This is a genomic window from Streptomyces sp. GESEQ-4 (assembly GCF_017948455.1).
GTDB lineage: Bacteria > Actinomycetota > Actinomycetes > Streptomycetales > Streptomycetaceae > Streptomyces.
The window spans coordinates 37,364-64,082 of sequence record NZ_JAFFSU010000029.1; the positions used below are offsets into that span (position 1 = coordinate 37,364).

Consider the following 26,719-nt stretch of genomic DNA (forward strand, 5'->3'; position numbering starts at 1 on the left):
CCGTGCCTGCACCACCCCCGCCTCACGTGCTCATTCGTCCCTTCCAAGGAGACAGGCAGTGACTACCGACGTGACCTCCAGGCCCGCCACCGGCCAGGAGACGACCGCCTCCGTGCGCCGTATCACTGATGACCTGCTCCAGCGGGTGGAGCACCGGCTGGGCTCCTTCCTCGCGGCCGAACGCGAGCGCTTCGCCGGGGTCGATGAACGGGCGGCCCTCGTCCTCGACACGCTGTCCGAGCTGGTCACGTCGGGCGGCAAGCGGATTAGGCCCGCCTTCTGCATCACCGGCTACCTCGCCGCCGGCGGTGATCCGGGCGATCCCGGGATCGTGGCGGCGGCCGCGGGCCTGGAGATGCTGCACGTGTCCGCCCTCATCCACGACGACGTCCTGGACAACTCCGCCCAGCGGCGCGGAAAGCCGACCATGCACACGGCCTTCTCCGCACTCCACCAGGACCGCGGCTGGCGCGGCGAGGCCCGCCGCTACGGCGAGGGCATGGCCATCCTCATCGGTGACCTGGCACTCGTCTACTCGGACGAGCTGATGTCCCAGGCGCCGCCGGGGGTGCGCGCGGAGTGGCACGGCCTGCGCTCCGAAGTACACGTCGGCCAGTGCCTGGACGTCACCGCGGCCGCCGAGTTCTCGGTCGACCCCCGCCTCTCCCGCCTGATCGCCCTGATCAAGTCCGGCCGTTACACCATTCACCGGCCGCTGGTCATGGGCGCGGGCGGGGCGGACCGGGCCGACCTTGCCGCCGCCTTCATGGAGTACGGCGAGGCGGTCGGCGAGGCGTTCCAGCTCCGTGACGACCTGCTGGACGCGTTCGGGGACTCCGCCGAGACCGGCAAGCCCGCAGGCCTCGACTTCAGCCAGCACAAGATGACGCTGCTGCTCGGCTGGGCGATGCAGCGCGACGAGCGCATCCGCGTGCTGATGACGGAGCCCGGGCACACCCCCGACGAGGTGCGCCGCCGGCTCCTGGACACCGGGGTTCCCGAAGACGTCGAGCAGCACATCGCCGACCTTGTCGAGCGGGGCCGCAAGGCCATCGCCGACGCGCCCGTCGCCCCGGTGTGGCGCAACGAACTGGCGGACATGGCCGTGCGCGTCACCTACCGCAACAACTAAAACCCGCCTGCGCTTTCCGGTCGGGCCGTGGCTGCCCGGCAGCCTCTTCGAGAACTCCGGCGGCAGTACTGGACGAATGACCGCGACCAGGAGCGCCCTTCATGGAGCATGTGGTACAGCACGCCGTCACCCTCATCCGCGAACGCTACGGCGAGCCCCTCACCCTCGATGACCTCGCGCAGAGCGTCATGGTCAGCAAGTACCACTTCCTGAGGGTGTTCAGCCGGGTCACCGGTGTCACTCCCGGGCGGTTTCTGACCGCGGTACGGCTACAGGAGGCCAAGCGCCTGTTGCTGAGCACCGACCTCAATGTCGCCGACGTCGCCGCGCGGGTCGGATACAGCAGCACGGGGAGTTTCACCCGCCGTTTCACCGAGTCGGTCGGGCTTTCCCCCACGCAGTACCGCAAGCTGTCGCTCGCAGCCGTGGGCGACCCGTGCGAGCCGGCGGTGCCCGACGCGGCGCCGACCGCGACGCGGTCGGTCCGGCCCACCGGCTCGGTGACGGGGGTCTTGCGCACCGCCGGCGCCGGCTTGTCGACCGTCCGCGTCGGAGCCTTCGACGGCGCCATCCTGCAAGGCGTCCCCGTGTCCTTCAGCAACGCGTTCGCGCCGGGACGCTTCACACTGGCCCGGATCCCCGAGGGCACCTGGTACATCCATGCCGTGACCGCCGGCGGCGACGGCGCCGCCGGTGCGGAGGGCGCCGTGCTGACGGCCACCGTGGGCCCGGTGCGGGTGGCGGGCGGTGCGGGGCACCCCCTCGACATCACCCTGTCCCCGATGGACTGGACCCGCCCGCCGATCCTCTCCGCCCTGATGGGCATCGCCCCGCAGCCGCTGGCGGCCTGACCCCGGGGCCGGGCCCGCCCCGGCCCCACACCCGTCAGCGCCCGGCCGTCCCTGCCCCCACCACCTCACGCCGCCCTGCCTTGCCTGCCCGCCCGCGCCACTGGCCCGGGCCGTGCAGCACACCCCGGCTTACGGAGACAGCACGGATGAACACGCATCAGACCACGTCACTTCTCCTCGGCCTCGCCGCCATCGTCATTCTGGCCCGCCTGCTCGGCGTCCTGGCCCGACGGCTGGGCCAGCCGGCGGTGATAGGCGAAGTCCTGGCCGGCATCGCGCTGGGACCGACCTTCCTCGACGGGGCACTCTCCGACACCCTGTTCCCGGCCGACATCAGGCCGCTGCTCAGCGCACTGGCCGCGGTCGGCGTCGCGGTCTTCATGTTCATCGTCGGCCTCGAGGTGGACGCCGCGATGCTCCGCGGCAACACAGGCCTCGCCACCACCGTCTCGATCAGCTCCATCCTGGTGCCCTTCGGCCTCGGCATGCTCCTGGCGCTCCACCTGGCGGACGACTACGGCACCGGCGACAGGACGGCATTCATGCTCTTCATGGGCATCGCCATGTCGATCACGGCGTTCCCGGTGCTGGCCCGCATCCTCACCGACCGGCAGATGACGCACACCCCGCTGGGCGCGATGGCAGTGGCCTGCGCCGCCATCGGCGACGTCCTCGCCTGGACCCTGCTCGCCGCCGTGATCGCCGTCAGCGGCTCGGGCGGCGCGGACCAGTGGCGCGTGCTGCTCGCCGTCCCGTACCTGCTGGGCATGCTCTTCGTGGTACGCCCCCTGCTGCACCGCTACGCCGTCCGCAGGCCCGGACTGCGGCTCACCCCGGCGGTGTTCGCGTACGTCCTGGCGGGCCTGCTGCTGTCCGCCGCCGCCACCGAGTGGGTGGGGCTGCACTACATATTCGGCGCCTTCCTCTTCGGCGCGATCCTCCCGCGCACCGGCACCGAACGGCTGCGCACCCAGGTGCACGACCGCCTCGGGCAGATGACCGCCACCCTGCTGCTGCCGGTGTTCTTCCTGGTCTCCGGTCTCCAGGTCGACCTCTCGCAGCTGGGCCTGGGCGGCCTGGGAGCCCTGGCGCTGATCCTGATCGTCGCCGTCGGCGGCAAGTTCATCGGCGCGTTCGCCGCCGCCCGGCTGAACCGGATGCCGCCGCGGCAGTCCGCCGCGCTCGCCACGTTGATGAACACCCGCGGCCTGACCGAACTCATCGTCCTGAACGCGGGCCTGCAACTGGGCTTCCTCGGACCGGACCTGTACTCGCTCATGGTCGTCATGGCCGTGGTCACGACAGCGATGACCGGCCCGCTGCTCAACTGGATCCTCGGCCGCCCCACGGCAGGCGCCGCCCAGGCGCCGCCCGGCGTCTCCGAACGCACGGCAGGCACGGTCGGCACAGCCGCCTAGCCGCCGGCCCGCGCACGACGCGCCGGCCGCACCGATCCGTGCTCCCGCACGTTTTCCGCACCTTCAGACGAAACCTTCAGACGAAAGGAGCCGCCATGACCGCGGATGCCCCGGCGACAGTGGGTCCGCAAGAATTCCTCGACCAGAGGCCGATGAGCCGCGGGCAGCGGCTCATCGTGGCGGTGGGCCTGCTCACCATGGTGGCCGAAGGGCTGGACACCTCCGTCGTCGCCTTCGTCTACCCCCGGCTCAAGGAAGACTGGGCCATCAGCGGCGACACCGTGACGGCGACCGTGACGCTGGGCGTTCTGGCGATGATCGCCGGGGGTGTGGCCGCCGGCCCGCTCGCCGACCGGTACGGGCGCAAGGGCGTCACCGTCGTGGGCACCGCCGCCTTCGGCCTGGGCACGGCCGCCATGGGACTCGCGGACGGTATCGGCCTGTTCGCCGCGCTGCGCGTCGTGGCCTGCCTGGGCCTCGGTGCGGTGCTGCCGACCATGATGGCTCTGGTCGCGGACTGGATGCCCGCCAGGCGCAGGGTCCAGATGGTCGCACTCGCCTTCGCCGGAGTGACGGCCGGCACCACCCTGGGCGGCATCCTCTCCGCGGTCATCACGCCCGCCTTCGGCTGGCCCGCCCTGCTGGTGGTGAGCGGGATCGCCCCGCTGCTGCTGCTCCCGGCGCTCGTCCGGTTGGTTCCGGAGTCCGTGAGCGTGCTCGCCGCCCGCAGGCGGCCGCCGGCACGGCTGCGCACCGCCCTCGCCGCCGTCGCTCCGGGCGAGGACCTGTCCCGCATCGACTGGAACCGAAGCGCGGCGGACAAGGGCGCCAAGCCCGCCCCCCGGGTCATCCTGTCCCGGGGCCTTGCCCGCACCACCCTCCTGCTGTGGCTGTGCTTCTTCCTCGGCCAGGGCGCCGCGTTCGTGATCATCACCTATCTGCCCGAACTGGCCGAGCGCGGGGGCCTGTCGGAGTCGAAGGCCGCGATGTCCGTCGCGGCGTTCGGGTGGGGCGGCCTGATCGGGCAGCTCTCGGTGTCCTTCGTTCTCAAGCGGTTCGACCGGTTCCGGGTGCTGGCGGCCCTGTGGGCGATGACCGCACTCGGCCTCGGGGCGGCTGCCCTGTGGGCCGGCCACTTCGCCTGGCTGCTCGCCACGGCGTTCCTCCTCGGGCTCTGCCTCCCGGCGGCCACCTCCGTGCTGCAGGCGGTCACCGCGGTCACCTACCCGCCGTTCGCCCGCGCCACCGGAGTGAGCTGGGCCAACAGCGCGGGAAAGCTGGGCCCGCTGGCCGGCGGTCTGCTCGGCGGCATCATGGTCGACGCGGGCTGGCCGCTGGCCAAGGTCCTCCTCGTCCTCGCCGTGCCCGTCGCGATCGGCCTCCTGGCCACGCTGATGCTGCAGACCCGCAGCCGGCAGCAGCGGGCTGAGCCGCACGCCGGGTCCCGGCCGCTCGCGGACCTCGTTTCCAAGGGGCCGTGACCGGCCTGGAGCCAGGCAACCGGACCCGACGTTCCTCGGCACGTACGGGATCCGCCCAGAAGTTCGAAGAGCCGGGGCCGCTGCTGTGCGCGATCGCCCACCGGATCGTGGGCAGCGCGGGCGACGCTCAGTACGCGGCCGAGGCGACCTGGCCGCGCTGGGCGGCAGGCGCACGGGGCAACCAGGACACCCCACACCGGCCGGGGTGTCCGCAGCGACCAGGAATGGGTCCAGGACCCGCTCCTGCTCACTGATGAGGAACGGTCCACCAAAGCTCCACCGGCTCTCAAGTGGCAGCTGCCACCATTTACCCATGGCTGTCAAAAAGTACAGGTCGGCGCATCCCCCACCCTGGCCGCCGACACCGGCGCCGTTACCGGTGAGCTGCGGCGGAACCCCGATTCCGGCGCCGCCGCGACGCTCTCCGCGGGCTTCGGTGCAGGACGTCATGAACAGCGATTCCGGCGCCGGCGCACGGGTGTGCCAGGCCGTGGCCCGCCGCATCCGCGCCATCGCCCCCCGGATACCGGCCCGCGCCAAGGGCCTGCAGCCGCCGGTGCAGGAGCTGCCCGGCCACGCCACCGACCCGACCGCCCGGCCCGGCGCCGCCGCCGGCGCCCTGGCCGTCTCCCGCATCGACGCCCCGCCGGCCCCCGCTGACACCGGCGCGGCCCGCGCCGCGGCACAGGGAGCCACCACCTGACCTCCGGGCCCGCGACCCACCTGCCCCTGCCCCGGCGACCGGTCCTGCTCCGGCGCCGATGCCGCATGCCCTTTTCGGAGAGGAATCCATGAGTACGAACCCCGCACAGGTGGCACCCGCCGACGGGAGCGGCGGCGGCGCGCTGGACGCGCGTCAGCTGCGCGCGATCCTGATCACCGTCTCGGTGGCGCTGATGGCCGTCATGGCGTCGGTGTCCGGGCTGAACGTCGCCCAGACGGAGATGGCCGTCGACTTCGACACCTCGCAGAACACGGTCCTGTGGATCATCAACATCTACACCCTGGCCCTGGCCGCCCTGCTGCTGCCGCTCGGCGCGATCGGTGACCGCCTGGGCCGCAAGCCCATGCTGATCGCCGGGCTGGTCGTCTTCGGCGTCGCGAGCGTGGTGGCGGCCCTGGCCCCCAATGCCGAGGTGATGCTCGCCGCGCGCGTGGCCGGCGGCATCGGCGCCGCGGTGATCATGCCGATCACCCTGGCCGTCATCACCTCCACCTTCCCCGAGGAGCAGCGCGGCAAGGCGATCGGCGTGTGGACCGGCGTCGCCGGAGGCGGCGGCATCCTGGGCATGTTCCTCTCCGCCCTCCTCGTCGACGCCGCCGACTGGCGCTGGCTGTTCGCCCTGCCCGTGGCCCTGGTCGTCATCGCCCTGGCCATGACGCTGAAGTCGGTTCCCAACTCCCACGAGCGGTCCCCCCACGCCTTCGACACCGTCGGCGCGCTGGTGTCCGTCGTCGCCGTGGCCGCCCTCACCTTCGTCCTGCAGGAGGGACCGGAGCGCGGCTGGACCGACCCCGTGACGCTGGTCAGCCTCGCCGTCGGCCTCATCGCCACGGCCGGCTTCGTGGCCTGGGAGCTGCGCCTGCGGGAGGCATCCCTGCTGGATGTACGCCTGTTCCGGGAGCGCGGCCTGGCCGGCGGATCGATCACGCTGGTGGTGGTCTTCGGTGTCCAGGCGGGCATCGCCGTGGTCCTCTTCCCGTTCCTGCAGGCCGTGCTCGGCTGGTCGGGCCTGCTGTCCGCGGCGGCGCTGATGCCCCTGGCCGTCGCCATGATGGCGGCCTCCGGCCTGGCCCCCAGGCTGGCCGCGCAGATCGGCCCCCGCCCGACCATGAGCCTGGGAATCGCGCTGATCGGTGTCAGCCTGGCGCTCATGGCCCTGTTCGTCTCCGTCGACGGCGGCTACCTGTCGATCCTGCCCGGCATCATCGTCATGGGCCTGGGCCTGGCCTTCTCCATGGTGCCCTCCACCGAGGCCATCACCCGTTCCCTGCCGCGTGAGAAGCAGGGCGTCGCCTCCGCCCTCAACGACGTCACCCGCGAATTCGGCACCGCGCTCGGCGTCGCCATGCTCGGCGCCATCCTGACGGCCGGCTACCGCAACGCCATCGACGACCGGCTGCAGGGCATCCCCGAGGAGACCGCGGGCACCGCACGGGAAGGCATCGCCAACGCCATCGAGGCCTCGGGCGGCGCAGGCTCACACGCGCAGGCCCTGGCCGACGCCGCAAAGCAGTCCTACGTCGACGGATGGCAGCAGTCCATGTGGGCGGGCGTCGCCGTCATGGGCGTGCTGCTCATCTACATCGCCCTGCGCGGCCCGAAGAAGACCACCGCCGAGGCCGCGCCGGACGAGGCAGCGGACACCGAGACCGTCGCCCTCGCCCGGTGACCGCACAAGAACGGGTCGCCCTCACCCGGTGACCGCACAAGAACGCAAGGAACGGTACGCGCACCGGTCGTGACCGCACTGAACCGGACGCGTGCCGAACAGTGGCCTCCGCTTGATCCTGTGCTCCGCCACGCGGACACGGGACCAGGCGGAGGCCACGGTCGTGCGCGGCTCCACCGGAACTCAATCCACTCTCAAGTGACAGTGGCCATCTTTTACCTATGGCTGTCAAAAATCGCTGGTTGGCGCTGATCGGCCTGACCATCAGCGTCCTCGTCATCGGATTCGACACGACGATCCTGAACGTCGCCCTGCCCACCCTCGCCGCCGAAACCGGCGCCTCCCAGGGTGAGCTGCAGTGGATCGTCGACTCCTACGCCGTCGTCTACGCCGCCGCGATGCTTCCCGCGGGCTTCCTCGGTGACCGCTTCGGCCGGCGCAAACTGCTGCTCACCGGGCTCGTGATCTTCCTCGGCGGCTCCGTCATCGGAATGCTGGTGGACACCCCGGGCGCGCTCATCGGGGCCCGTACGGTCATGGGCCTGGGCGCCGCGCTGATCATGCCGCTCACGCTGTCCACCATCCCGACCCTCTTCAAGGGCGAGGAGCAGACCAAGGCGATCGCGATCATCACCGTGGGTGTCTCGATCGGCCTGCCGCTCGGACCCCTGATCAGCGGCTGGCTGCTCGATCACTTCTGGTGGGGATCTGTCTTCGTCATCAACATCCCGCTGGTCGCCATCGGCATCATCGCCTGCGCCCTGCTGATCCCCGAGACCAAGGACCCCACGGCCCCCCGGGTCGACATGATCAGCACGGTGCTGGGCATCCTCGGTCTCAGCGCCTTCGTCTACGGCGTCATCGAAGGGCCCGCCCAGGGGTGGGGCGACCCGGTCATCCTCGGCTCGATGATCGGCGGTGTGCTGATGGTCGTCGGCCTCGTGCTGCGCGAGCAGCGCCTGCCCCGCCCGATGGTGGACCTGGAGCTGCTGCGCAACCCGACCTTCCGCTGGAACACGGTCTTCCTCATCCTCGGCACGTTCGTGTTCATGGGCCTGATGTTCGTGCTGCCGCAGTACCTCCAGGTCATCCAGGGCCACGACGCCTTCGGCACCGGCGTGCGCATGATGCCGCTGGTGGCCGGCATGATCGTCGTCGCCAAGATCGTGCCGCCGCTGACCCTCAAGCTCGGCACCCGGCCGCTGGTGGTCGCGGGCCTGCTCATCATGTCCCTGGCGATGTTCCTCGGCAGCACCACGGACACCGCCACCGGCTACGGCTTCACCGTGGTGTGGATGGTCCTCACCGGCCTGGGCGTGAGCCTGGTGATGGTGCCGGCCCTGGACACCGCCCTGGGGGTGCTGCCCAAGGGCAAGGAGGGCACCGGCAGCGGCCTGAACACCACGCTGCGCCAGGTCGGCGGCGCCATCGGCATCGCCCTGCTGGGCAGTGTCCTCAACGCCGTGTTCACCGGCCGGCTCGACACCGGCGGGGTGCCGCCCGAGGCGGCCGGGGCCGCCGAGGAGTCCGTGGTGGCCGCGCAGACGGTCGCCGGACAGCTCGACCTGCCCGCTCTGGCCGCCTCCGCCGAGTCCGCCTTCGTCCACGGCATGGGCACGGTGCTGCTGCTCTGCGGCATCGCCGGCATCGTCGCGGCCGTCCTCGCCGCCGTCAAGCTGCCGGACAGCCGGGAGACCGGCAAGACCGCGCAGGAGGCAGCGGAGGCAGAGGTGCGGCCGCTGCCCGAGGCGCTGCCCGGCCTGGCGGACGGCGCGCGGCCATGAGCCGTATGCCCTCGGCGACGGCCGGCGCACCGGGGCCGTCGATCGCCGTCGCCGAAGCCGGCCTCGGCCTGCGCGAACGCAAGAAGCTGCGCACCCGCCAGGCGATCCGTGAGGCGGCCCGCCGGCTGATCGATGAGCGGGGATACGACAGCACCACCGTCGAGCAGATCGCCGCGGCGGCCGAGGTGTCGCCGAGCACGGTCTTCCGCTACTTCCCCAGCAAGGAGCACATCGTCCTGGCGGACGACTACGCCCAGTTCAGTATGGCTTTCCTGCGCGAGCGCCCTGCCCACGAGCCACCGCTGGCCGCCCTGCGGGCGGTGGTGACCGAGATGGTGCGCAGACTCGCCGAGGACTTCAGCGAGGAGTACCGGTGGCGGCGGCAGCTCGTGCGCCGGGTGCCCGCGATACGGGCCCTGGTGGGCGAGGAACAGGACCGGTGGGTCGAGTCCGTGAGCAGGGTGTGCGCCGAACGCCTGGGCCTGCCCGCGGACAACCTCGAACTCTGCGTCCTGGTCGGCGCCGTGACGGGCGCCTTCCACCAGGTGCTGTGGGCGGACCACGGCGAGGACACCGACCTGGTCCAGATGATCGAACGGGCCCTGGCGGTGCTGGAGCATCCCGGCGCCGTCGGGCGCCGGGCCGCCGCACCAGACGTCGCGTGACGTTTCCCCCGGCGACACGCGACAGGGCCTCCCGGCACTCGCAAACCGAGTGCCGGGAGGCCCCCTTGCTCGTCAGGACCGTCGGGCCCTTTCTGAGGAACGGGATGCCGCGGCGGGCGGGGGTCAGTTCTTGACGTCGCCCTTGACCTGCCGCTGCACGAACTCGTGGGCCATGTCGCCGAACTTCCTGCCGAAGTCCAGGGACCGCTCGACCGTCTTGCCGAAGTGGACGCCACCCCACACCCGGCTGCGGGCACACGCCTTGTCGAGCTCGGTGAAGGTGGGCAGGAAGATCTTGAGGTCCTTGGCGGGGGCGGCTCCCGGCTCCACCAGCATCGAGCCGGCCGGGAAGTCGATCGTCCAGTCCAGGTCGTCGGAGCCGAAGAAGCGCCGCGCCGTCTGCGACCCGGCGGCGCAGATCGACGTGGAGCCCGAGGGGTACTCCGGGTGGTCGCTCACGGGCAGGTAGCTGGCCCACTCGGAGGCGCGGATGTCGTCGACCGTGCCCAGGCCGGGACCGCCCCAGGCGGTGATCTTGCTGCGGCCGTACACGTGCCGGACCGCGCTGATGGGGCGGCAGGCGTCGTACTTGAACTTCTGGTGCCAGGCGGCGATCAGCGTGTCGAACGTCGCCAGGATGCTCTGCAGCGTCCACTGGGCCCAGCCGTGCACGCCCAGCGTGTCGTCCTTGTCGTGGTTGCGGGCGACGACGATGGACGAGAAGCCGATGCCCCACAGCTTGTTGTCCATGATCTCGGCGAGTGCCTTGCGCTCGTCGGTGAGCGTGGCCGACGCCTCGATGATCTCGTCCACCGAGCGCTTGAACTCCCGCGGCCGGGTGTGGTCGATGTGCGTGGGCGCGGCGAGCTGGTAGCGGGAGGGGTCGGTGAAGATGTGGGCCTTGGTCCGGCCGATCTGCGGGGTCACGAAGTGCTGGGCGACGTAGATGCCCATGTCGCCCGGGCCGCCGCCGACCCGGCGGCCGTTGTGCGGGCCCAGCTGCGGCTGCCAGCGCGAGGGGTTGACCAGCTTGTAGGGCGTGTTCACGGGCTCGTAGCCGGTGTAGTCCGCCCAGGGCTGGCGGTTGTACCTGCGGCCGCCCTCGTCGCCGAGGACGTTCATGCCGTCCCGGCTCAGGGCCGCCCAGGCCTTCTTGGCGGCCACGTTGCCGATGCCGACCGGGCTGGTCAGGTTCTCCGACGTGTCGTCGGGGTCGAGGCCGAACGCGGTCATCAGCTGCCGCAGGCGGCCCACGTTGCGCGGCAGCAGACGCTTCCAGATGCCGAGCTGGGCGTAGATGGTGGCGATGTTCATGTTGCGGTTGGTGGCGGACTCGGCGGCGGGGCGGCGCGGGATCTGCGAGTAGATGCCGACCGCGCTCTCGTGGTACGGCGCCAGCGCGTCGAACACCGCCAGGATCGCCGCGCGGTTCGTCCACAGGAAGACGGTCGCGTCCATCGGCCCGATGAACTCCAGGCTGGGCGAGTACTTGCCGCCCTGGTCGTCGGTGGGCTGGGCCCACTTGACGTAGTTGTCCTTGTCCAGGTCGAAGTCGATCTGGGGCGGCTCATCGCTCGTTGCGGCACCGGCCGTGCGGGAGAAGGCCAGCGTCGACAGCGCCATCGCCGAGGCACTGCCGACCAGCAGTGTTCTGCGGCCCAGCGAGGAGCCTGAGACAGAAGTGTGTCCGGACGTCGTCATGATCGTCTTCCTTCTTCTTGGCAGGGAAGGGCCTGGTGCGGGCGCACCTGCACCAGGGGCTCTTCATGAGGAACGGGATGTCGTGGCCGCGCCGTGGCCTTCTGGCCTTGTGGCCCCGCCGGCGCGGGCAGAGCGCGGCGGCAGGCGGATGAGGCCCGCCGCCGCGGTGGCAGGCGGTCAGTCCTTGACGTCGCCCTTGACCTGCCGCTGGACGAACTCGTGGGCCAGGTCGCCGAACTGCTCACCGAACGCGAGCGACCGGTCGACGGTCTTTTGGAAGTGGACGCCGCCCCACACCCGGCTGTCGGCGCAGGCGCGGCTGAACTCGGTCCACGTGGCGAAGTGGATCGACAGGTCCTTGCCGGGGGTCTGTCCCGGCTCCACCAGCGTCGACCCCGCCGGGTAGTCGATCGTCCAGTCCAGGTCGTCGGAGCCGAAGAAGCGCCGCGCGGTCTGCGAGGTGGCCGAGCACAGCGTCGTGGAACCCGACGGGTATTCCGGGTGGTCACCCACCGTCAGGTAGCTGCGCCACTCGGAGGCGCGGATGTCGTCGACCGTGCCCTTGCCGGGTCCGCCCCAGGCGGTGATCTTGCGGTTGCCGTACACGTGCCGGACCGCGGTGACCGGACGGCAGGCGTCGTAGCGGGCCTTCTGGTACCAGGCGGCGATCAGCGGGTCGAACGTCGCCAGGAGGTGCTGGAGGATCCACTGGGCCCAGCCGTGCACGCCCATGTGGTCGTCCTGGTCGTACTTGCGGGCGATGACGATCGACGAGTAGCCGATGCCCCACAGCTTGTTCTCCATGATCTCCGCGAGCGCCTTGCGCTCGTCGTTGAGATCGGCCGACGCCTCGACGATCTCGTCCACCGAGCGCTTGAAGGCGCGGGCGTCGGTGTGGTCGCTGTGCGCGGGCGGGGCCAGGCGGAACTGGGCCGGGTCCTTGAACAGGAGCGACTTGGTCCGGCCGGCCTGCGGGGTGATGAAGTGCTGGGCGACGTAGATGCCCATGTCGCCCGGGCCGCCGCCGGCCCGGCGGCCGTTGTGCGGGATCAGCTGCGGCTGCCAGCGCGAGGGGTTGCTCACCTCGAAGGCGGTGTTGACGGGCCGGTAGCCGGTGTAGTCCGCCCAGGGGCGGGGGTTGTACGTGCGGCCCTCGTAGCCCAGGACGTTCATGCCGTCGTTCTTCAGGGCGTTCCAGGCGTGCTTGGCGGCCACGTTGCCGATGCCGACCGGGCTGGTCAGGTCCTCCGAGGTGTCGTCCGGGTCCAGGCCGAACGCGGCCATCAGCTGCCGTATGCCCGCCGTGTCGTGCGGCAGCATGCGCTTCCAGATGCCCATCTGGGCGTAGATGGTGGCGATGTTCATGTTGCGGTTGGTGGCGGACTCGGCGGCGGGGCGGCGCGGGATCTGCGAGTAGATGCCGGCCGCGCTCTCGTGGTACGGCGCCAGCGCGTCGAACACCGCCAGCATCGCCGTGCGGCTCGTCCACAGGAAGACGGTCACGTCCATCGGCCCGATGAACGCCAGCCTGCCCTCCAGACCGGCCTGCGCGTCCTGGGGCTGGGCCCACTTGATGTAGTTGCCCTTGTCCAGATCGAAGTCGATCTTGATCGGTTCGTCGCTCGTGGCGGCACCGGCCACGCGGGGGAAGGCCAGCGTGGACAGGACCGCGGCCGAGGCACCGCCGAGCAGCAGCGATCTGCGGCCCACAGCGGAGCCGGGGACAGTGTGTCCGGACGTCGTCATGACTGTTCCTTGTCCTTTGAAGAGGAGGCTGCGCGGGTGGAGGGAAGGCATCAGCCCTTGACGGTGCCCTTGACGTACTTCTGGACGAACTCGTGGGCCAGGTCGCCGAACTGCTCACCGAGCTGAAGGGACCGCTCGACCGTCTTGCTGAAGTGGACGCCGCCCCACACCCGGCTGTCGGCACAGATCCGCGCGAACTCGCTCCAGGTGCGGATGTGCACCGGCAGGTCGCCGTGCGGGGTGGTCCCCGGCTCCACCAGCGACGCGCCGGCGGCGATCGTGAACTTCCAGTCCAGGGTGTCGGTGCCGAAATAGCGGCGCGCGGACTGCGCGGAGGAGGCGGCGATCGTCGTGGAGCCCGACGGGTACTCCGGGTGGTCGCTGACGCCCAGGTAGCTGGCCCACTCGGAGGCGCGGACGTCGTCGACCGTGCCCTTGCCGGGTCCGCCCCAGGCCCTCACCTTGCGGTTGCCGTACACGTGCTTGACGGCGGTGAACGGCCGCGCGGCGTCGTAGACGACCTTGTGGTGCCAGGCGACGATCGTCGGCTCGAACGTGGCCAGGATGTGCTCCAGCATGTAGTGGATCCACCCGTGCATGCCCAGCTCGCCGGTGTGCTTGCGGGCCATGACGATCGCCGAGTGGCCGATGCCCCAGACCTTGTTGTCCATGACCTCGGCGAGCATCTTCTGCCGGTCGGTCAGGTGCGCCGACGCCGCGAGGATCTCGTCCACCGAGCGCCGGTAGTCCCGCGGCCGGGTGTGGTCGACGTGCACGGGCGGGGCGAGACGGAACCGGGAGGGGTCGGTGAAGATGTGGGCCTTCACCTTGCGCAGGTGCGGGGTGACCATGTGCTGGGCGACGTAGATGCCCATGTCGCCGTTGCCGCCGCCCAGCCGGCGCCCGTTGTGCGGGCCCAGCTGCGGCTGCCAGCGCGAGGGGTCGGACACCTCGAAGGCGGTGTTCACGGGCCGGTAGCCGGTGTAGTCCGCCCAGGGGCGGGGGTTGTACGTGCGGCCTCCCTCGTAGCCGAGGAAGTTCATGCCGTCGTTCTTCAGGCCCTCCCACACGGCCTTGGCGGCCACGTTGGCGATGCCGACCGGGCTGGTCAGGTTCTCCGAGGTGTCGTCGGGGTCCAGGCCCATCCCGGTCATCATGGCCCGCGTGTTCGCCATCTTCGACGGCAGGACCCGCTTCCAGATCTGGTACGTGGCATGGACGGCGGCGGTGTTCATGTTCCGGTTGGTGGCCGACTCCCCGGAAGGGCGGCGCGGGATGCGCGAGTAGATGCCGACCGCGCTCTCGTGGTACGGCGCCAGCGCGTCGAACACCGCGAGCGCCGTGAGGCGGTTGATCCACAGGAAGACGGTCACGTCCATCGGCCCGAACAGGTCCCCGTTGGGCGACTTGCCGGCCATGTCGTCGCTGGGCTGCGCCCACTCGATGAAGTTGTCGGTGTCGAGGTCGAAATCGACCGCGGCCGGCGCGGCGCTCTGGGCCGCGGCGGCCGGGCCGGAAGCCAGCCCGCTCACCGTCAGGGTCGCGGCGGCGCCGAGCCCGCCGAACAGCAGAGATCTGCGGCCCAGGCCGAAACCGGGGACGGGAGAACGTCCGGACGTCGTCATGAGTCAATGTCCTTTACGAGGGGGAAGACAGATCGGTCGCGCGAGAGCCGTGCCGTGTTCGTGGGCCTCGCCGGTGTGCCCGCCGCCGCGAGGGCGAAAGCGGAAAAGAAGGGTCAGTCCTTTACGTCGCCTACGTCGCCGTCGATGTGGCGCCGGACGAACTCGTGGGCCAGGTGCCCGAACTGCGTGCCGAACGCGAGGGACGCCTCGACGGTCTCCTTGAAGTGCGCACCGGCCCACACCCGGCTGTTGGCGCAGTCCTTCTCGAAGTCGCTCCAGGTCGGCCAGCTCAGCTCGAGATCGGCGGCCGGGACGGCCCCCGGCTCCTTCTGCGCCGAGCCGGCCGGGAAGGTGTGCGTCCAGTCGAGGACGTCGTCACCGAGGAAGCTGCGGGCCGCCTGCGCCTGGGCGGCGCACAGCGCGGTGAAGCCGGAGGGGTACTCGGGGTGGTTGCCCACCGGCAGGTAGCCGGTCCACTCGTCGGCTGGGATGTCGTCGACCGTGCCCTTGCCGGGCCCGCCCCACGCCGTCACCGGGTCGCTGCCGTACACGTGCCCAACGGCGCTGAACGGCCGTACGCCGTCGTGCTTGCGCTTGTGGTGCCAGGCGGCGATCAGACTGTCGAACCGCGCGACCGAGGTCACCAGGAACAACTGCACCCAGCCGTCCAGGTCCAGGTCGTGCGCCATCGCGGCGGCACGCGGCGACAGGGTCACCGACAGCGGCGTGTGCTCGAAGAACTCCGCCTTCACCTTCTGCTCGTCGGTGAGGTGCGCCGACGCCGCCAGGACCTCGTCGACGGCGGCCTTGTACGCCTTCGCGTCGGTGTGGTCCAGGTGTCCGGGCGCGGCGAGGTCGAAGGCGCCCGGGTCCTTGTACGTCTGCGGCGTGACCAGGGCGAGCTGCGGCGTGGCGAACCGCTGGGCGGTGAAGACTCCCTTGTCGCCCGGCCCGCCGTCGATGCGGCGGCGGTGCGGCTCGGTGGCCGGCTGCCAGCGCGAGGGGTCGGCCAGCTCGTCGGCCGTGTTGACGGGCCGGTAGCCGGTGTAGTCCTCATACGGCAGGCCGTTGTACGCGCGGCCCCGGTCACCGAGGACGTTCATGCCGTCGTGCGCACGGGCCGCGACGACCGACCTGCCGGCCGTGTTGCCGATGCCGACCGCGCAGGTCAGGTCCGTCGACTCGTCGTCGGGGTCCAGGCCGAGCGCGGTCAGCGCCTGCCGCAGCACCGGCGTCCGCTCCTCGAACACCGCCTGCACGACCTGGAACAGGGCATGCAGGCCGGCGATGTTCTTGTTCCGGTTGGTCGCGGACTCCTCGGCCGGACGGCGGGGGATCCGCGAGCAGATGCCGACCGCGCTCGGGTGGTACGGGGCCAGCGCGTCGAACCACGAGGTCTGCAGCAGATGAGTGAGCCAGGTGTAGGTGGCCACGTCCCCCGGGGCCATGGCGTCCGCCGGGGGATAGCCCCCTTTGCCGTGGGTGGTGATCAGGTCCCGGATGAAGTTGCCGTTGTCGAAATCGAAGGGTATCTGTTGGGCGCGACCGGAAGTCGTCACGGGGTGAGGCCTTTCTTGAGGAAGAGGGCGCCGCGTTCCAAGGCGGGCGCGCCCTTTATTCCTGTGCTTCGATTGCCTTCAGGTGCAAGGGGGAGACCTGGTAGTACGACGCGAGGTCGAAGAATTCCTTTTCGCGTGACCACTTGGCGGCCGTGGCGTTGATCAGGGCACCGGCGTACTTGTGCGGGGTTGCCTGCATGAACTCGGCGATCCGCGGCACCAGCCGGGCGGGCAGATCTGCCAGGTCGACACCGCGGCGCGGCTGCGGCGCGAACGAGATCCGAAGGATCTCCGAGTAGTCCCAGCTGAGGGTGACATACACCCGGTACGCCCGGCCGGCGTACGCCAGCATCTGATCGCTCGGCTCGCTCATCCCGGTTTCGTGAAGCATTTCCCGGACGGTCTTCGGCTCCAGGTTTCCGGCGACGTGGGCGGGGAGCTGGAAATACAGGTTCACCGTGCGGTTCTTGCAGTCGGCTCCGACCAGCGCCACGTCTTCAAGACCGTAGCGGGCGAAGAACTCCAGGTTCTCGCCCACCGCCCGCGGCATCGCGGGAACCTCGGCCAGCGCCGACACCTTCTGCGGGGCGTGCGGGAAGTTGGCGTAGATCTTCTTGAAACCGCCGACGATCCCGCAGTCGATGTAGTGCTCGCTCGTGGGGACCAGCTCCACGACCTGTGAGAGCAGGGCGCGGACGGGGTGGTCCGTCTCCGTGAAGAAGCCGTTCGCCAGAGCGTGGGCATAGGGGTCCTCGATCCCCGGTGAAACCTGGATCGAGTACTCGACCTCCGCCACCTCCTCACCGGCCTGGAGAGAGAAAATTACCCCGCCGTCCTGAGAGAATCCCCCCTCGAATGCCGTGAGGATCGGCCAGACCTTGTCACGTGAGAAAGGTGCGTCGACCAGTCGAGCCGATTCCTCGATGGCCGAGTACAGCTCTTCCGCCGAAACGACTGGGGACATCAGTACTCCAAGCAGTCGATGCCGGTCATTGAATGCACATGAAATCCTGCGCCGCCACGCTACCAGCCGCCGCTAGAAGGTCACTTGAAATACACTAAGAATATGGATCACCTTGACACGCCCAGCCCCCGGCATTGAAACTTCCCGGGGTGACGAAAATGGGGCGTGTCGTGCCCGCCGGGCCCTGATCTTCAGCAATAGGGCCGCCGGCCGCAGGCACAACACATACCCGGCCGGCCGCCTGATTAACAAGACGCCGCTCAGCCCATAAGGAAACTGGAGGACGAATGACCAGCACAGGAATGGAAGGTCTTTACGGCGCCATCGAGGAAACGGCCGGACTGCTGGACATATCCCCCTCGCGTGAGAAGGTCGAGCCCATCCTGTCCGCGTACGACCTGGACAAGGTCGTGGTCGCCTTCCGGGTGACCACGCGCGGCTCAAAGGACCTCGACTGCCGCTTCACGGCACTGCCCGGGGACGTCAACCCCTACCTGTACGCGGTGTCGCAGGGCATCGCCGAGGCGACGGACCACCCCGTGGGCACGCTGCTCGAGGACGTCCAGGAACACCTCCCGGTGACCGCCCACGGCGTCGACTTCGGAGTCGTCGCCGGCTTCAAGAAGACCTGGACGTTCCTGCCGGCCGACAACCTGCAGAAGCTCTCCAAGGTCGCCGCCCTGCCGTCCATGCCGCGCAGCCTGTCCCAGAACCTCGACTTCTACGCCCGCTACGGCCTGGACGACAAGAACAGCATGATCGGGATCGACTACCCGAGCCGCACGGTCAACGTCTACTTCCTCCAGTTCCCCGCCGAGTGCCGCGAGCCCGAGACCGTTCGCGCGATGCTGCGCGATCTGGGCCTGCCCGAGCCGAGTCCGCGCATGCTCCACCTCGCCCGGCAGGCGGTCGGCATCTACACCACCCTGAACTGGGAGTCCTCGAAGATCCGGCGGATCACCTTCGCCACCATGGTCCCCGACGCGCGGGCACTTGCCGACCGCGTCGCCGTCGAGCCGGGCATCGAGAAGTTCGCCCAGAACGTCTCCCACACCTACCCCGGCGCCGTCCAGGGCCTTTACAACGTCGCGTCCCACACCGGCGGGGAGTACTTCAAGCTCCAGACGTACTACCAGCTGTCCGAGGGCTCCCTGGAGGCGAGGATCCTGCTCGGCTCCGCGCCCGCCGGCACCTGACGGCTTTCTCCGGTGGCCCGATAGTTTCGCTCTGCCGCTTCTCCACCGATCCTTGTGCGGATCCTGACAGCCTCGTGAGTAATTCAGTCAGAAGTGAGAAAATGCGGGGAGTCAAGGCCCATGCGCATCTATGGACGAATTGCTCGTTTCATCGAGGGTCTCGGTGCCTCATTCGGGATCACGGCACTCCGGATCTCCATAGGAATCATCTTCCTGTGGTTCGGAGTGCCGAAGTTCTTTCCGGGGGTGAGTCCGGCGGAATCGCTGGCCGCCGAAACCGTGGAGCGATTGACGTTCGGCATCATCGAGGGAACGCCCGCGACGGTCGTGACCGGTGCGCTGGAGACGGTGATCGGACTGCTTCTCGTCAGCGGGCGGCTGCCCGCTCTGACGACGATGGTCCTCCTCGGGCACATGGCGGGCACGTTCACCCCCCTTTTCATGTTTCCGAAGGAGACCTGGGAATCCTTCTTCATCGGCACCCTTGAGGGCCAGTACATCCTCAAGAACCTGGTGATCGTGTCGGCTGCTGTGGTCATCGCCGGCCATTCCGGGAAGCGGCAGCGGCCCGCGCCGGCCGAACCGGTCGCCGGCACACCGGCCCTGACCGTCCTGGAGACCCGGCGCCAGCGGACGCAGTCCGCGGCCGGCTCCAGGCTCGTGACGGCGCCCGACCGGGCCAGCTGAACCGCCGCACACCGGCGGCCGGGCGGCCGGGCGGGCATGACAGGGCTCCTGGTGCGGAGGATCCTCCGCACCAGGAGCCCTGTCATGCCCGCCCGGCCCGGTGTCAGCCGCCGGCGGTCTCGATGAGGTCGTCGACGTTCAGCTCGAACAGGCCGCCCTGGCGCCCGCTGAGCCCGGAGATCAGCTTGACGAAGTCGACCTCGGCGTCGTTCTTCTTGTCGGGGTCAACCATGTCCTGGGCCATGTTGAAGTAGAAGCCCTTGGTCTTGGAGCGGTCGTAGAACCCCTCGACGAACCGGCGGATGTCGTGGAAGAAGTCCTGGTACGCCGTGGAGTACCGGTCCAGTGCCTTCTCCTCGATCTCCGGGTGGTTCAGTATCTGGTCGACGACCTTGGACAGCGTGCTGCCCGCCAGGGTCGCGAGCGCGACACCGGTGGAGAACAGCGGGTCGACGAAGGCGGCGGCGTCGCCGACCAGGACCCAGCCGTTGCCGTGGAAGTGCTCGTTGGTGTACGACCAGTCGCGCGCGGAGCGGTAGCCCGCGGCCTGCGTGGCGTCCCGCAGGAGGTCCTTCAGCTTGGTGGTCTGGGCGATCTCCGACTCGAAGAGGTCCTCGAGGGATTTGTCGGACTCGGTCGCGAGCGCGGAACGCGTCACGTAGCCGACGCTGAAGACGCCCTTGTCGATCGGAATGCCCCAGAACCAGCCGTCCCGGGTGCCCTCGATGAGGATGTTGCTCCACTCGTCGCCCGGCAGGCGGTGGCAGTTGTCGAAGTACGTCCACACGGCGACGTTGCGCAGCTGGTCGTTCCAGTTGACCTCGGAGTACTTGCGGCCGAGCACGCGGGCCTGCCCGGAGGCGTCGATGACCAGGCGGGCCCGGGCCTCGTGGGTGCCGTTCAGGCCGCGCAGGGCGTAGCGGACGCCGACGACGCGGCCGTCCTCCTCGATGGCCTCCTTCACCGTCGCGTCCTCCACGACGAAGGCGCCCAGTTCGCGGGCCCGGTCCAGGATCAGCGCGTCCAGGTCGGCGCGGCGGGTGTGGAAGGCGTACGGGATACGGCCGCCGGTGGTGAACGAGAAGTTCCACGGGACCTCGTTGTTGCCCCAGACCAGAGTGCCGCCGTATTTACGCTCGAATCCCTTGGCCTCCATGCGTTCGGTGAGGCCGAGTTCTTCCATGGGAACCATCACGCCGGGGATGAGGGACTCCCCGACGTGATACCGGGGGAACCGCTCACGGTCGAGCACGAGAACACGGTGCCCGCGTTTGGCGAGCAGTGCCGCCGTGGTCGCGCCGGCGGGCCCGCCGCCGATGACGACGACGTCGAAATCGCCAGAAAACCCGAAGAGATTGGACGACATATGAGACCTTCCCGTTCCGATGCAGCTGCACCAGCGATTCGCGTGAAGAACTCCTCCACGCACGCAGAACACGCTTCAAAGACCAGAATGCGGGGGCGTTTTCCCCGATGTCATCGCCCAGATTGCTCAGTGGAAAATCCACTGAAACAGGTTCGGGAGAGCGGCAGGATCCCGGTGCGGCGGCGCGGCCTGGAATCGTGCTGCAGCTGAACTCGACATTCCGCAGGGCGGGCGAGGGTTTCTGATCAGCTGCTCCTAGGGTGGATTCCGCAATTCCAACGGCGCACCCATCACCACTGCCCAAAGCAAGCAAAACCCCGGGGGAGCTTGGCCGCCCGTCGCCGCAGGGGAAGCGTCCGGCAGCAGCCCCGTCGACCAGGCCGGCGACACACCTCCTGCGGCTGCGACGCCGGTGGCCGGTGGCCGCAGCAGGACCCACACCCCAACCGGCTCGTCAGGGCCGCCCATTGGAGGAACGATGCTGAGTAGACGATCCCTTCTTCGCGGTGGTGGCAGCGTGGCGCTCGCGGCTGCCACTGTCGGGTCGTCGGTGAGGCCGGTATACGGAAGCGAAGGCACGTGGGGGCAGCTGCGCAGGCATCTGACGGGGGATGTGGTGCTGCCCTGGGACCAGGCCTACGCCTCCTCCAAGCAAGGCGTTCTGGTGGAGCTCGACGCCGTCACACCGCAGGCGATCGTCTACTGCGCCACTCCCCGGGACGTGAGCCGGGCCATCACGTTCGCCCGTGACCACGACATCGCGGTACACACCCGCAGCGGCGGCCACAGTCTGGCCGGCTGGTCCACCGGCCAGGGCATGGTCCTCGACGTGTCCCGGCTGAACCGTGTCTCGGTCGGCCACCACACGGTGCGGCTCGGCCCCGGGGTGCAGAACATCGACGCGCTGGCCGCGCTCAAGCCCTACAACAGGCAGATCGTCACGGGCACCTGCGCCACGATCCGCCAGGGCGGCTATCTCTCGGGCGGGGGCATCGGCTTTCAGGCACGGAAGTTCGGGATCGGCAGTGACCGCCTCGTCTCGGCCCGGATGGTCCTCTCGGACGGCTCCATCGTGCGCGCCTGCGAGGAGGTCAACCCCGACCTCTTCTGGGCCATACGCGGTGGCGGCGGCGGCAACTTCGGCGTGGCCGTCGACTTCGAGGTACGTCCGATACCGTCCCCCCGCATGGTGTACTTCGACACCCTGTGGCCGTGGGACAAGGCCCAGGAGGTCATCACGGCCTGGCAGCAGTGGTGCTCCAGCGGCTCGAACAACCTGGGTTCGACCCTGAACGTGCTCCTGCGCGACGGCGCCCCGGGCAATGTGCCGATCATCAAGATCAACGGCGGCTACCACGGGCCGCCATCCCAGATCGAGCAGGCCCTGAACGAACTGGCCGCCGAGGCGGGTGCCACCCCCACTCTCCGTACGGTCCAGGACCTCCCGTACGACGTGGCGATGAAGGCCGCCTACATCTGCGAGCAGTACACGGTGCAGGAGTGCCACCGCGTCGGCACGAACCCGGACGCCAAGATCCAGCGCACTCCCTTCCTGCGGGAGCGGACCCGGCTGCTCGACCGTCCCACCGGCAGCTCCGGGGTGGCCGACCTGCTCGCCGCCTTCGAAGCCAGCCGCCGGCCGGGCCACACCACCTACCTGTACTTCACGGCACTGGGCGGAGTCGCCAACGAGGTCCCCCGCGCACAGACCGCGTATGTGCACCGCGGCGCGGAGTTCTTCGTGGCCTGCGCGACCCTGCTGCCCACCGGGCAGCCCCCCGCGGAGGAGGCCGAGGCCGCCATGGTGTGGCCCACCCGCGCCTTCCGTGTCATCGACCCGCTCTCCAGCGGCGAGTCGTACCTCAACTTCCCCAACCCGGACCTGGGGGACTGGCGGCAGGCCTACTACGCCGAGAACTACTCCCGGCTGGTCTCGGTCAAACGCCGCTACGACGCGCCGGACTTCTTCCGGCACCCGCAGAGCATCGGCAGCTGAGCCCGGCCCGGGACGGCTTCTCTCCGGCGCCGGAGAGAAGCAGCCGGCCGCCTGCCGGCGGGCGACGGGCGGCCAGGACGAGCGGCATGATCAGCACGGCGCCGGGCCCCGCGGGCGTGCGGGCCGGGACGCCGCCGCCCGGGAAGACGTAGCCCTCCGGCCGCACCGGCACTCGCCGGCCGACCGCACCAGCCGATCCCCGCGGACCGCCCGCCGAGAGCTGCCGGGCGCCGGCGCGCCCCCGGCCACCGCACCGGCCAGTGACCCACCTCACACCCGGCTCCTGTCAGGAATCGCTGCGCTGTCCCGCTCAAGGGGCAAGCGATTCAGACAGGAGCCTCACCATGAAGCACCGCATCCTCGTCCTCGGCGCCGGCTACGCCGGGGCTTTCGCCGCCGGGAGCCTGGCCCGCCGCCTCTCGCCCGCCGACACCGAGATCACCGTCGTCAACGCCGAGCCGGTCTTCGTCGAGCGGATGCGCCTGCACCAGCTCGCGGCCGGCCGCCAGCCGGCGACCGTGCCGCTCGCCGACGTGTTCGCGGGCACCGGGGTACGGCTGCGCGTGGCGCGCGTCAGCGCGGTGGACCCGCAGCGCAGGACCGTCGCCGTGACCGGCGAGGACGGTGACGGCGAGCTCGGGTACGACACGCTGCTGTACACGCTCGGCAGCCGGGTCGCCGACCACGGTGTCCCCGGGGTGGCCGAGCACGCCTTCGACGTCGCGGGACGGGCCTCCGCGCTGCGGCTGCGCGCCCGCCTGGACAGCCTGGGCCCCGGCGCCACCGTGCTGGTCGTCGGCGAGGGCCTGACTGGCATCGAGACCGCCACCGAGATCGCCGAGTCGCGTCCCGGTCTGTGCGTGGCGCTCGCCGCCCGTGGCGAGCTGGGAGCCTGGCTCTGCCCGGGGGCCCGGCGCCACCTGCGAGAAGCCTTCGACCGCCTGGGCATCACCGTCCACGAGCACACCACCATCGAAGCCGTCCAGGCGCGGTACGCGGTCGGCGGCGACGGCACCTCCATCCCGGCCGACGCGACCGTGTGGACGGGCGGGTTCGCCGTCGACCCCATCGCGGCCGCCGCCGGTCTCGAGGTCACCGAGGACGGCCGGATCGTCGTCGACGACACCATGCGCTCGCTGTCGCACCCGGACATCTACGCCGCGGGCGACAGCGCGTACGCGATCGGCGCGAACGGCCGGCCGCTGCCGATGTCCTGCGCCTCGGCGGGACACACCAACATGCAGGCGACGGACGCGATCGTGGCACGGCTGACCGGACGCCGGGTCCCCAGCGTCAAGAAGACCTACATCGGCAACCACATCAGCCTCGGCTGGCACGACGCGATCTTCCAGATGGTCGACGGCGACGCAGAGGCGAAGTCCTGGTTCGTGGGCGGCCGCAAGGCCGCGCGGCTGAAGGCGGGCGTCCTCAAGGCCAGCCTGTGGGGCGTCTCGCATCCGACCTTCGGCATGCCCAAGCGCAAGCGCCGCCTGACCGCCGCCACGACGGCCGCCGCCGCCACGACCGCTGCCGCCGCGCCCGGGAACGCCGCCGCATAAGGCCGCCTGCATGGACAGCGCCGTCGCTGACCGCTTCGAGGCCGGCCGGGCGCGGCCGGCCTCGCTCGCGTACCGTCTGCTCGGCTCGGCGGCCGACGCCGAGGACATCGTGCAGGACGCGTACCTGCGCCGGCACGCCGCCGACCGGGAACGGATCGAGGTGCCTCAAGCGTGGCTGACCAAAGTCGTCACCAACCTGTGCCTGGACCGGCTCCGCTCGGCGCCGGTGCGCCGGGAACGCGCGGCCGGCGTCTGGATGCCCGAGCCGCTTCTCGACGGCGATCCGATGCTCGGCCCCCCGTTCCACCGGGGAGAGCCGCTCCATCAGGGTCTGCGCGAGGCGTTCTCCTACCGTTCCTCATCAGTGAGCAGGAGTGGGTCTTAGATCCATTCCTGCTCACTGCGGACGCCCCGAACGGTGTTGGGTGTCCTGGTTGCCCGCGTACTCGCCGCGTCCGGCGGCACGGATCGTGTCCGTGGTCCGGGGATGCGGGGGCGGGGTCCCTCACGCCCGGGGACACGCCGGTCGGCCTGGACGGTCCGATGCCCGTACACATCGCTCTGGTGTGCACGGGGCGGTGTCGTCCGTCGCCGGATCGGGTGTCCCTGAGCGCGTCGTCCGATCGCGATGCTGGCCGCATCGTGCCGGGTGGTCTTACGGGTGGGGCCGGTCATCGGCTTTTGCCAGTGCTGGGCGCCCCACTTGCTGGTGTAGGCCGGGTCCACGGCGATGATCGCGATACCTGTGGCGTCGGCCATGGAGGTCAGCCGGGCGCGGAGCTTGCCGGTCGGCATGCCGGAGATGAGATGCCGGAATCGGCGCTTGCGTCCGTGCTTCTCTCTGGTTTTCTCGGCCTGGAAGTCGAGGTCTTCGACCGCGATGGCTTTGACGCCGCAGGTTTTGGCCCAGTTCAGCAGCCGCGTGAGGGCGTGCCGGACCTGGGCGTCGCGGTGCTGCGCGCTACCCGTGAGGTCGAACAAGAACCGGCGCGGCTTCCCGGTCGGGTTGCCGTGGGCGTCGAGGCGCCAGGCCGCGAGGTGATTGGCGTTCATGTCGACGCCGATCACACCGTGTGCGAGGGCGGCGGTCATCGGAATGGTCCGGGAGACCGGGATCTGCCAGGAGGCCGTCACATACCAGCGGCCCCGTCCCGTGTCGTAGTGGATGCGGTAGGCCACGGCCCGGTTCGCCTCCGCCCGGTCCGCCCACTCCTGTCCCCGGTGAGGGAACCGCACCTGCGCGGCGAGTACGTACCGGCCGTGCTTGGCGTTCGCCAGGTCTGCGAGCGGAGCCGGGAGCTTGATCGACACTCCGCCCTCGGGCGTGATGCGAATCGTCTCGTTGCCGAACCTCTTCCCCGACTCGCCGTCCGCCTGGAGGAACCAGCGCCCGGCTTCCCACCGCTCACGCCAATCGGCCTCGGTGAGCGGCGCCTTGTCGAGGTGGTGACGGGCGCCCAGCAAATGCTTACCGCCCCGCACAACATGCACCCGGCCCGCTTCCCGGTCGGCCCGGACCTGCTCGAACCGGTCCTCCAGCACATGCAGGCGGCGTGCTTTGTTAAACCACTCGTGCGCGGAGCGGTAGCCTCCCGGAGCCCGCTTGGTGCCCTTCTGACCGACCGGCAGCGACAGCCGGTGCCGGATCGTCGTGATACCCGCTTCGAGGGACTGCACGTGCGCGGCCTGGCCGCGCCGGGCGAGCGCCCACTGGTCATGCGTGGCCCTCGTGATCGACCCGGCCCACCTGGACGACGACTGGGCCGTCAGGTCCCCCTTGCGAGCCGCCCATGACTCGGTGGAGTGCTCCAATCCGTCAGCGCAACGCGCTTTGAGGTCCTTCGAGGCGAGCGAGCCCAAGTGCGCACCCACCCAGCGCAAAACCGTCTCGTCCTCAGGCGTGAGGTCCTTGAGCCGGGTACGTACCGCCACACCGGAGGGGCCGGGAGCGACGAACGGCGCGGCGATCCGGCGGAGGTCAGCCATGTGCGGCGGCTTCCAGTGCCTTGCGGGCGCGGTTCTTCGCCGACCTGCGCCCGTACAGGCGGGCGCACAACGACGTCAGCACCTCCACCATGTCCGGCACCAGGTCGTCTTCGACCTCGCCGTCGTCCAGCACCAGCAGGCGACGGCCCGTCGCGGACAAGGCGGCCTCGACAAGCTCGACGTTCATCCGGCCGAGCCGGTCCTTGTGCTCCACCACCACGCAGGTCACGTTCGGGTCGGCCAGCAGACGCCGGGCCCTGGAACGGCAGCCGTTCATCCCGGAAGCGACCTCCGCCTCCACACGGACGACCCGGTGACCGGCCTTCACCGCCCACGCCGACAATCGTGCGACCTGGTGTTCCAGATCGCTCTTCTGATCGTGCGAGGACACGCGGGCATACAGGCCCACACCGCCGATGGCCTCAGGCGTGGTGTTCGCGTCGATGTTCACCAGGATCGTGCGTGGCCCGACCCGCTGAGCCGGTACCGGCAACGTCCCCTCACGGAACCAGCGATACGCGGTCTGCGGATGCACGCCCTGCGTCTTCGCCCATTCCGTCAGATTCACGCTCTGACAACGACACTCACTCATACATGGTTACGCTCACTT

At 70.1% G+C, this 26,719-nt stretch carries 20 protein-coding genes and 1 pseudogene; 13 read left to right on the plus strand and 8 right to left on the minus strand.

Annotated elements, in window-relative coordinates; translation table 11 throughout:
• Positions 1 to 58 precede the first annotated feature (58 nt).
• The 8 genes from KCH48_RS35915 to KCH48_RS35950 all read left to right on the plus strand — a co-directional run bounded on the left by KCH48_RS35915 (position 59) and on the right by KCH48_RS35950 (position 9,724).
• A complete protein-coding gene (locus tag KCH48_RS35915; protein WP_307841045.1) occupies positions 59 to 1,132 on the plus strand; it encodes a polyprenyl synthetase family protein in 1,074 nt (357 codons plus the stop codon).
• Between the two features lie 101 nt (positions 1,133 to 1,233).
• Positions 1,234 to 1,983: a helix-turn-helix domain-containing protein gene (locus KCH48_RS35920; protein WP_210581211.1), complete on the plus strand. Its 750-nt coding sequence runs from the start codon at positions 1,234 to 1,236 to the stop codon at positions 1,981 to 1,983.
• 146 nt (positions 1,984 to 2,129) lie between these two features.
• Positions 2,130 to 3,401, plus strand: coding sequence for a cation:proton antiporter (locus KCH48_RS35925; RefSeq protein ID WP_210581213.1), 1,272 nt, complete (start codon positions 2,130 to 2,132; stop codon positions 3,399 to 3,401).
• A gap of 95 nt (positions 3,402 to 3,496) precedes the next feature.
• A complete protein-coding gene (locus KCH48_RS35930; protein ID WP_246886401.1) occupies positions 3,497 to 4,882 on the plus strand; it encodes an MFS transporter in 1,386 nt (461 codons plus the stop codon).
• A 448-nt stretch (positions 4,883 to 5,330) separates the two neighbouring features.
• Positions 5,331 to 5,585 (plus strand): hypothetical protein, encoded by a 255-nt coding sequence (locus KCH48_RS35935; protein WP_210581215.1) that lies wholly within the window; start codon positions 5,331 to 5,333, stop codon positions 5,583 to 5,585.
• Between the two features lie 88 nt (positions 5,586 to 5,673).
• Positions 5,674 to 7,275 carry an MFS transporter gene (locus KCH48_RS35940; RefSeq protein ID WP_210581217.1) on the plus strand — a complete coding sequence of 534 codons (1,602 nt, stop codon included), beginning with the start codon at positions 5,674 to 5,676 and terminating at the stop codon, positions 7,273 to 7,275.
• A 221-nt stretch (positions 7,276 to 7,496) separates the two neighbouring features.
• Positions 7,497 to 9,059, plus strand: a complete 1,563-nt coding sequence (locus KCH48_RS35945) for an MFS transporter (RefSeq protein ID WP_210581219.1) — start codon at positions 7,497 to 7,499, stop codon at positions 9,057 to 9,059.
• Positions 9,056 to 9,724: a TetR/AcrR family transcriptional regulator gene (locus KCH48_RS35950; RefSeq protein ID WP_210581221.1), complete on the plus strand. Its 669-nt coding sequence runs from the start codon at positions 9,056 to 9,058 to the stop codon at positions 9,722 to 9,724. The genes KCH48_RS35945 and KCH48_RS35950 overlap by 4 nt, the downstream gene beginning before the upstream one ends.
• 123 nt (positions 9,725 to 9,847) lie before the next feature.
• Here KCH48_RS35950 and KCH48_RS35955 read toward each other — a convergent pair whose 3' ends face one another.
• From KCH48_RS35955 to KCH48_RS35975, 5 genes are all read right to left on the minus strand, one after another.
• Complete coding sequence (locus tag KCH48_RS35955) at positions 9,848 to 11,425, minus strand: DUF6851 domain-containing protein (protein ID WP_210581223.1); 1,578 nt, start codon at positions 11,423 to 11,425, stop codon at positions 9,848 to 9,850.
• Positions 11,426 to 11,602: 177 nt separating this feature from the next.
• Positions 11,603 to 13,171, minus strand: a complete 1,569-nt coding sequence (locus KCH48_RS35960) for a DUF6851 domain-containing protein (protein ID WP_210581225.1) — start codon at positions 13,169 to 13,171, stop codon at positions 11,603 to 11,605.
• A 50-nt stretch (positions 13,172 to 13,221) separates the two neighbouring features.
• Positions 13,222 to 14,796, minus strand: a complete 1,575-nt coding sequence (locus KCH48_RS35965; protein ID WP_210581227.1) for a DUF6851 domain-containing protein — start codon at positions 14,794 to 14,796, stop codon at positions 13,222 to 13,224.
• 113 nt (positions 14,797 to 14,909) lie between these two features.
• Positions 14,910 to 16,355, minus strand: coding sequence for a DUF6851 domain-containing protein (locus tag KCH48_RS35970; protein WP_210581229.1), 1,446 nt, complete (start codon positions 16,353 to 16,355; stop codon positions 14,910 to 14,912).
• Positions 16,356 to 16,410: 55 nt separating this feature from the next.
• Entirely contained in the window at positions 16,411 to 17,319 is a 909-nt protein-coding gene (locus tag KCH48_RS35975; RefSeq protein ID WP_246886402.1) for an aromatic prenyltransferase, read from the minus strand.
• A 287-nt stretch (positions 17,320 to 17,606) separates the two neighbouring features.
• Here KCH48_RS35975 and KCH48_RS35980 point away from each other — a divergent pair, with 287 nt between their 5' ends.
• Together KCH48_RS35980 and KCH48_RS35985 are read left to right on the plus strand one after the other, a co-directional pair.
• Entirely contained in the window at positions 17,607 to 18,515 is a 909-nt protein-coding gene (locus KCH48_RS35980) for an aromatic prenyltransferase (RefSeq protein WP_246886403.1), read from the plus strand.
• Between the two features lie 120 nt (positions 18,516 to 18,635).
• Positions 18,636 to 19,202 carry a DoxX family protein gene (locus KCH48_RS35985; RefSeq protein ID WP_210581231.1) on the plus strand — a complete coding sequence of 189 codons (567 nt, stop codon included), beginning with the start codon at positions 18,636 to 18,638 and terminating at the stop codon, positions 19,200 to 19,202.
• A gap of 103 nt (positions 19,203 to 19,305) precedes the next feature.
• Here the strand turns inward: KCH48_RS35985 and KCH48_RS35990 are convergent, their stop codons facing one another.
• A complete protein-coding gene (locus tag KCH48_RS35990) occupies positions 19,306 to 20,568 on the minus strand; it encodes an NAD(P)/FAD-dependent oxidoreductase (RefSeq protein WP_210581233.1) in 1,263 nt (420 codons plus the stop codon).
• Between the two features lie 478 nt (positions 20,569 to 21,046).
• Between KCH48_RS35990 and KCH48_RS35995 the strand changes: the two genes are divergently transcribed.
• From KCH48_RS35995 to KCH48_RS36005, 3 genes and pseudogenes are all read left to right on the plus strand, one after another.
• Positions 21,047 to 22,564, plus strand: coding sequence for an FAD-dependent oxidoreductase (locus KCH48_RS35995; protein WP_210581235.1), 1,518 nt, complete (start codon positions 21,047 to 21,049; stop codon positions 22,562 to 22,564).
• A gap of 344 nt (positions 22,565 to 22,908) precedes the next feature.
• The gene (locus KCH48_RS36000) at positions 22,909 to 24,123 is read left to right on the plus strand and encodes an NAD(P)/FAD-dependent oxidoreductase (RefSeq protein ID WP_210581237.1); all 1,215 of its coding nucleotides are present in this window, start codon (positions 22,909 to 22,911) and stop codon (positions 24,121 to 24,123) included.
• 10 nt (positions 24,124 to 24,133) lie between these two features.
• A pseudogene (locus KCH48_RS36005) lies at positions 24,134 to 24,421 on the plus strand (sigma factor); the annotation flags it as partial.
• A gap of 83 nt (positions 24,422 to 24,504) precedes the next feature.
• On the opposite strand, the gene KCH48_RS36010 reads toward KCH48_RS36005, so the two are convergent.
• Both KCH48_RS36010 and KCH48_RS36015 read right to left on the minus strand, forming a co-directional pair.
• Complete coding sequence (locus KCH48_RS36010) at positions 24,505 to 26,109, minus strand: transposase (RefSeq protein ID WP_210581239.1); 1,605 nt, start codon at positions 26,107 to 26,109, stop codon at positions 24,505 to 24,507.
• Entirely contained in the window at positions 26,102 to 26,677 is a 576-nt protein-coding gene (locus KCH48_RS36015; protein ID WP_210581241.1) for an IS607 family transposase, read from the minus strand. Before KCH48_RS36015 ends, KCH48_RS36010 begins: the two co-directional genes overlap by 8 nt.
• Between the last annotated feature and the right edge of the window lie 42 nt (positions 26,678 to 26,719).

Excerpts from the sequence above, each read along its gene's own strand:
- KCH48_RS35995 (WP_210581235.1), top strand. The coding sequence starts at position 21,047 with ATGCTGAGTAGACGATCCCTTCTTCGCGGTGGTGGCAGCGTGGCGCTC.
- KCH48_RS35950 (WP_210581221.1), top strand. The coding sequence starts at position 9,056 with ATGAGCCGTATGCCCTCGGCGACGGCCGGCGCACCGGGGCCGTCGATC.
- KCH48_RS35965 (WP_210581227.1), bottom strand. The coding sequence starts at position 14,796 with ATGACGACGTCCGGACGTTCTCCCGTCCCCGGTTTCGGCCTGGGCCGC.
- KCH48_RS35935 (WP_210581215.1), top strand. The coding sequence starts at position 5,331 with ATGAACAGCGATTCCGGCGCCGGCGCACGGGTGTGCCAGGCCGTGGCC.
- KCH48_RS35985 (WP_210581231.1), top strand. The coding sequence starts at position 18,636 with ATGCGCATCTATGGACGAATTGCTCGTTTCATCGAGGGTCTCGGTGCC.
- KCH48_RS35945 (WP_210581219.1), top strand. The coding sequence starts at position 7,497 with ATGGCTGTCAAAAATCGCTGGTTGGCGCTGATCGGCCTGACCATCAGC.
- KCH48_RS36010 (WP_210581239.1), bottom strand. The coding sequence starts at position 26,109 with ATGGCTGACCTCCGCCGGATCGCCGCGCCGTTCGTCGCTCCCGGCCCC.
- KCH48_RS35920 (WP_210581211.1), top strand. The coding sequence starts at position 1,234 with ATGGAGCATGTGGTACAGCACGCCGTCACCCTCATCCGCGAACGCTAC.
- KCH48_RS35990 (WP_210581233.1), bottom strand. The coding sequence starts at position 20,568 with ATGTCGTCCAATCTCTTCGGGTTTTCTGGCGATTTCGACGTCGTCGTC.
- KCH48_RS35980 (WP_246886403.1), top strand. The coding sequence starts at position 17,607 with ATGACCAGCACAGGAATGGAAGGTCTTTACGGCGCCATCGAGGAAACG.
- KCH48_RS35925 (WP_210581213.1), top strand. The coding sequence starts at position 2,130 with ATGAACACGCATCAGACCACGTCACTTCTCCTCGGCCTCGCCGCCATC.
- KCH48_RS35960 (WP_210581225.1), bottom strand. The coding sequence starts at position 13,171 with ATGACGACGTCCGGACACACTGTCCCCGGCTCCGCTGTGGGCCGCAGA.
- KCH48_RS35975 (WP_246886402.1), bottom strand. The coding sequence starts at position 17,319 with ATGTCCCCAGTCGTTTCGGCGGAAGAGCTGTACTCGGCCATCGAGGAA.
- KCH48_RS35940 (WP_210581217.1), top strand. The coding sequence starts at position 5,674 with ATGAGTACGAACCCCGCACAGGTGGCACCCGCCGACGGGAGCGGCGGC.
- KCH48_RS35955 (WP_210581223.1), bottom strand. The coding sequence starts at position 11,425 with ATGACGACGTCCGGACACACTTCTGTCTCAGGCTCCTCGCTGGGCCGC.
- KCH48_RS35930 (WP_246886401.1), top strand. The coding sequence starts at position 3,497 with ATGACCGCGGATGCCCCGGCGACAGTGGGTCCGCAAGAATTCCTCGAC.
- KCH48_RS36000 (WP_210581237.1), top strand. The coding sequence starts at position 22,909 with ATGAAGCACCGCATCCTCGTCCTCGGCGCCGGCTACGCCGGGGCTTTC.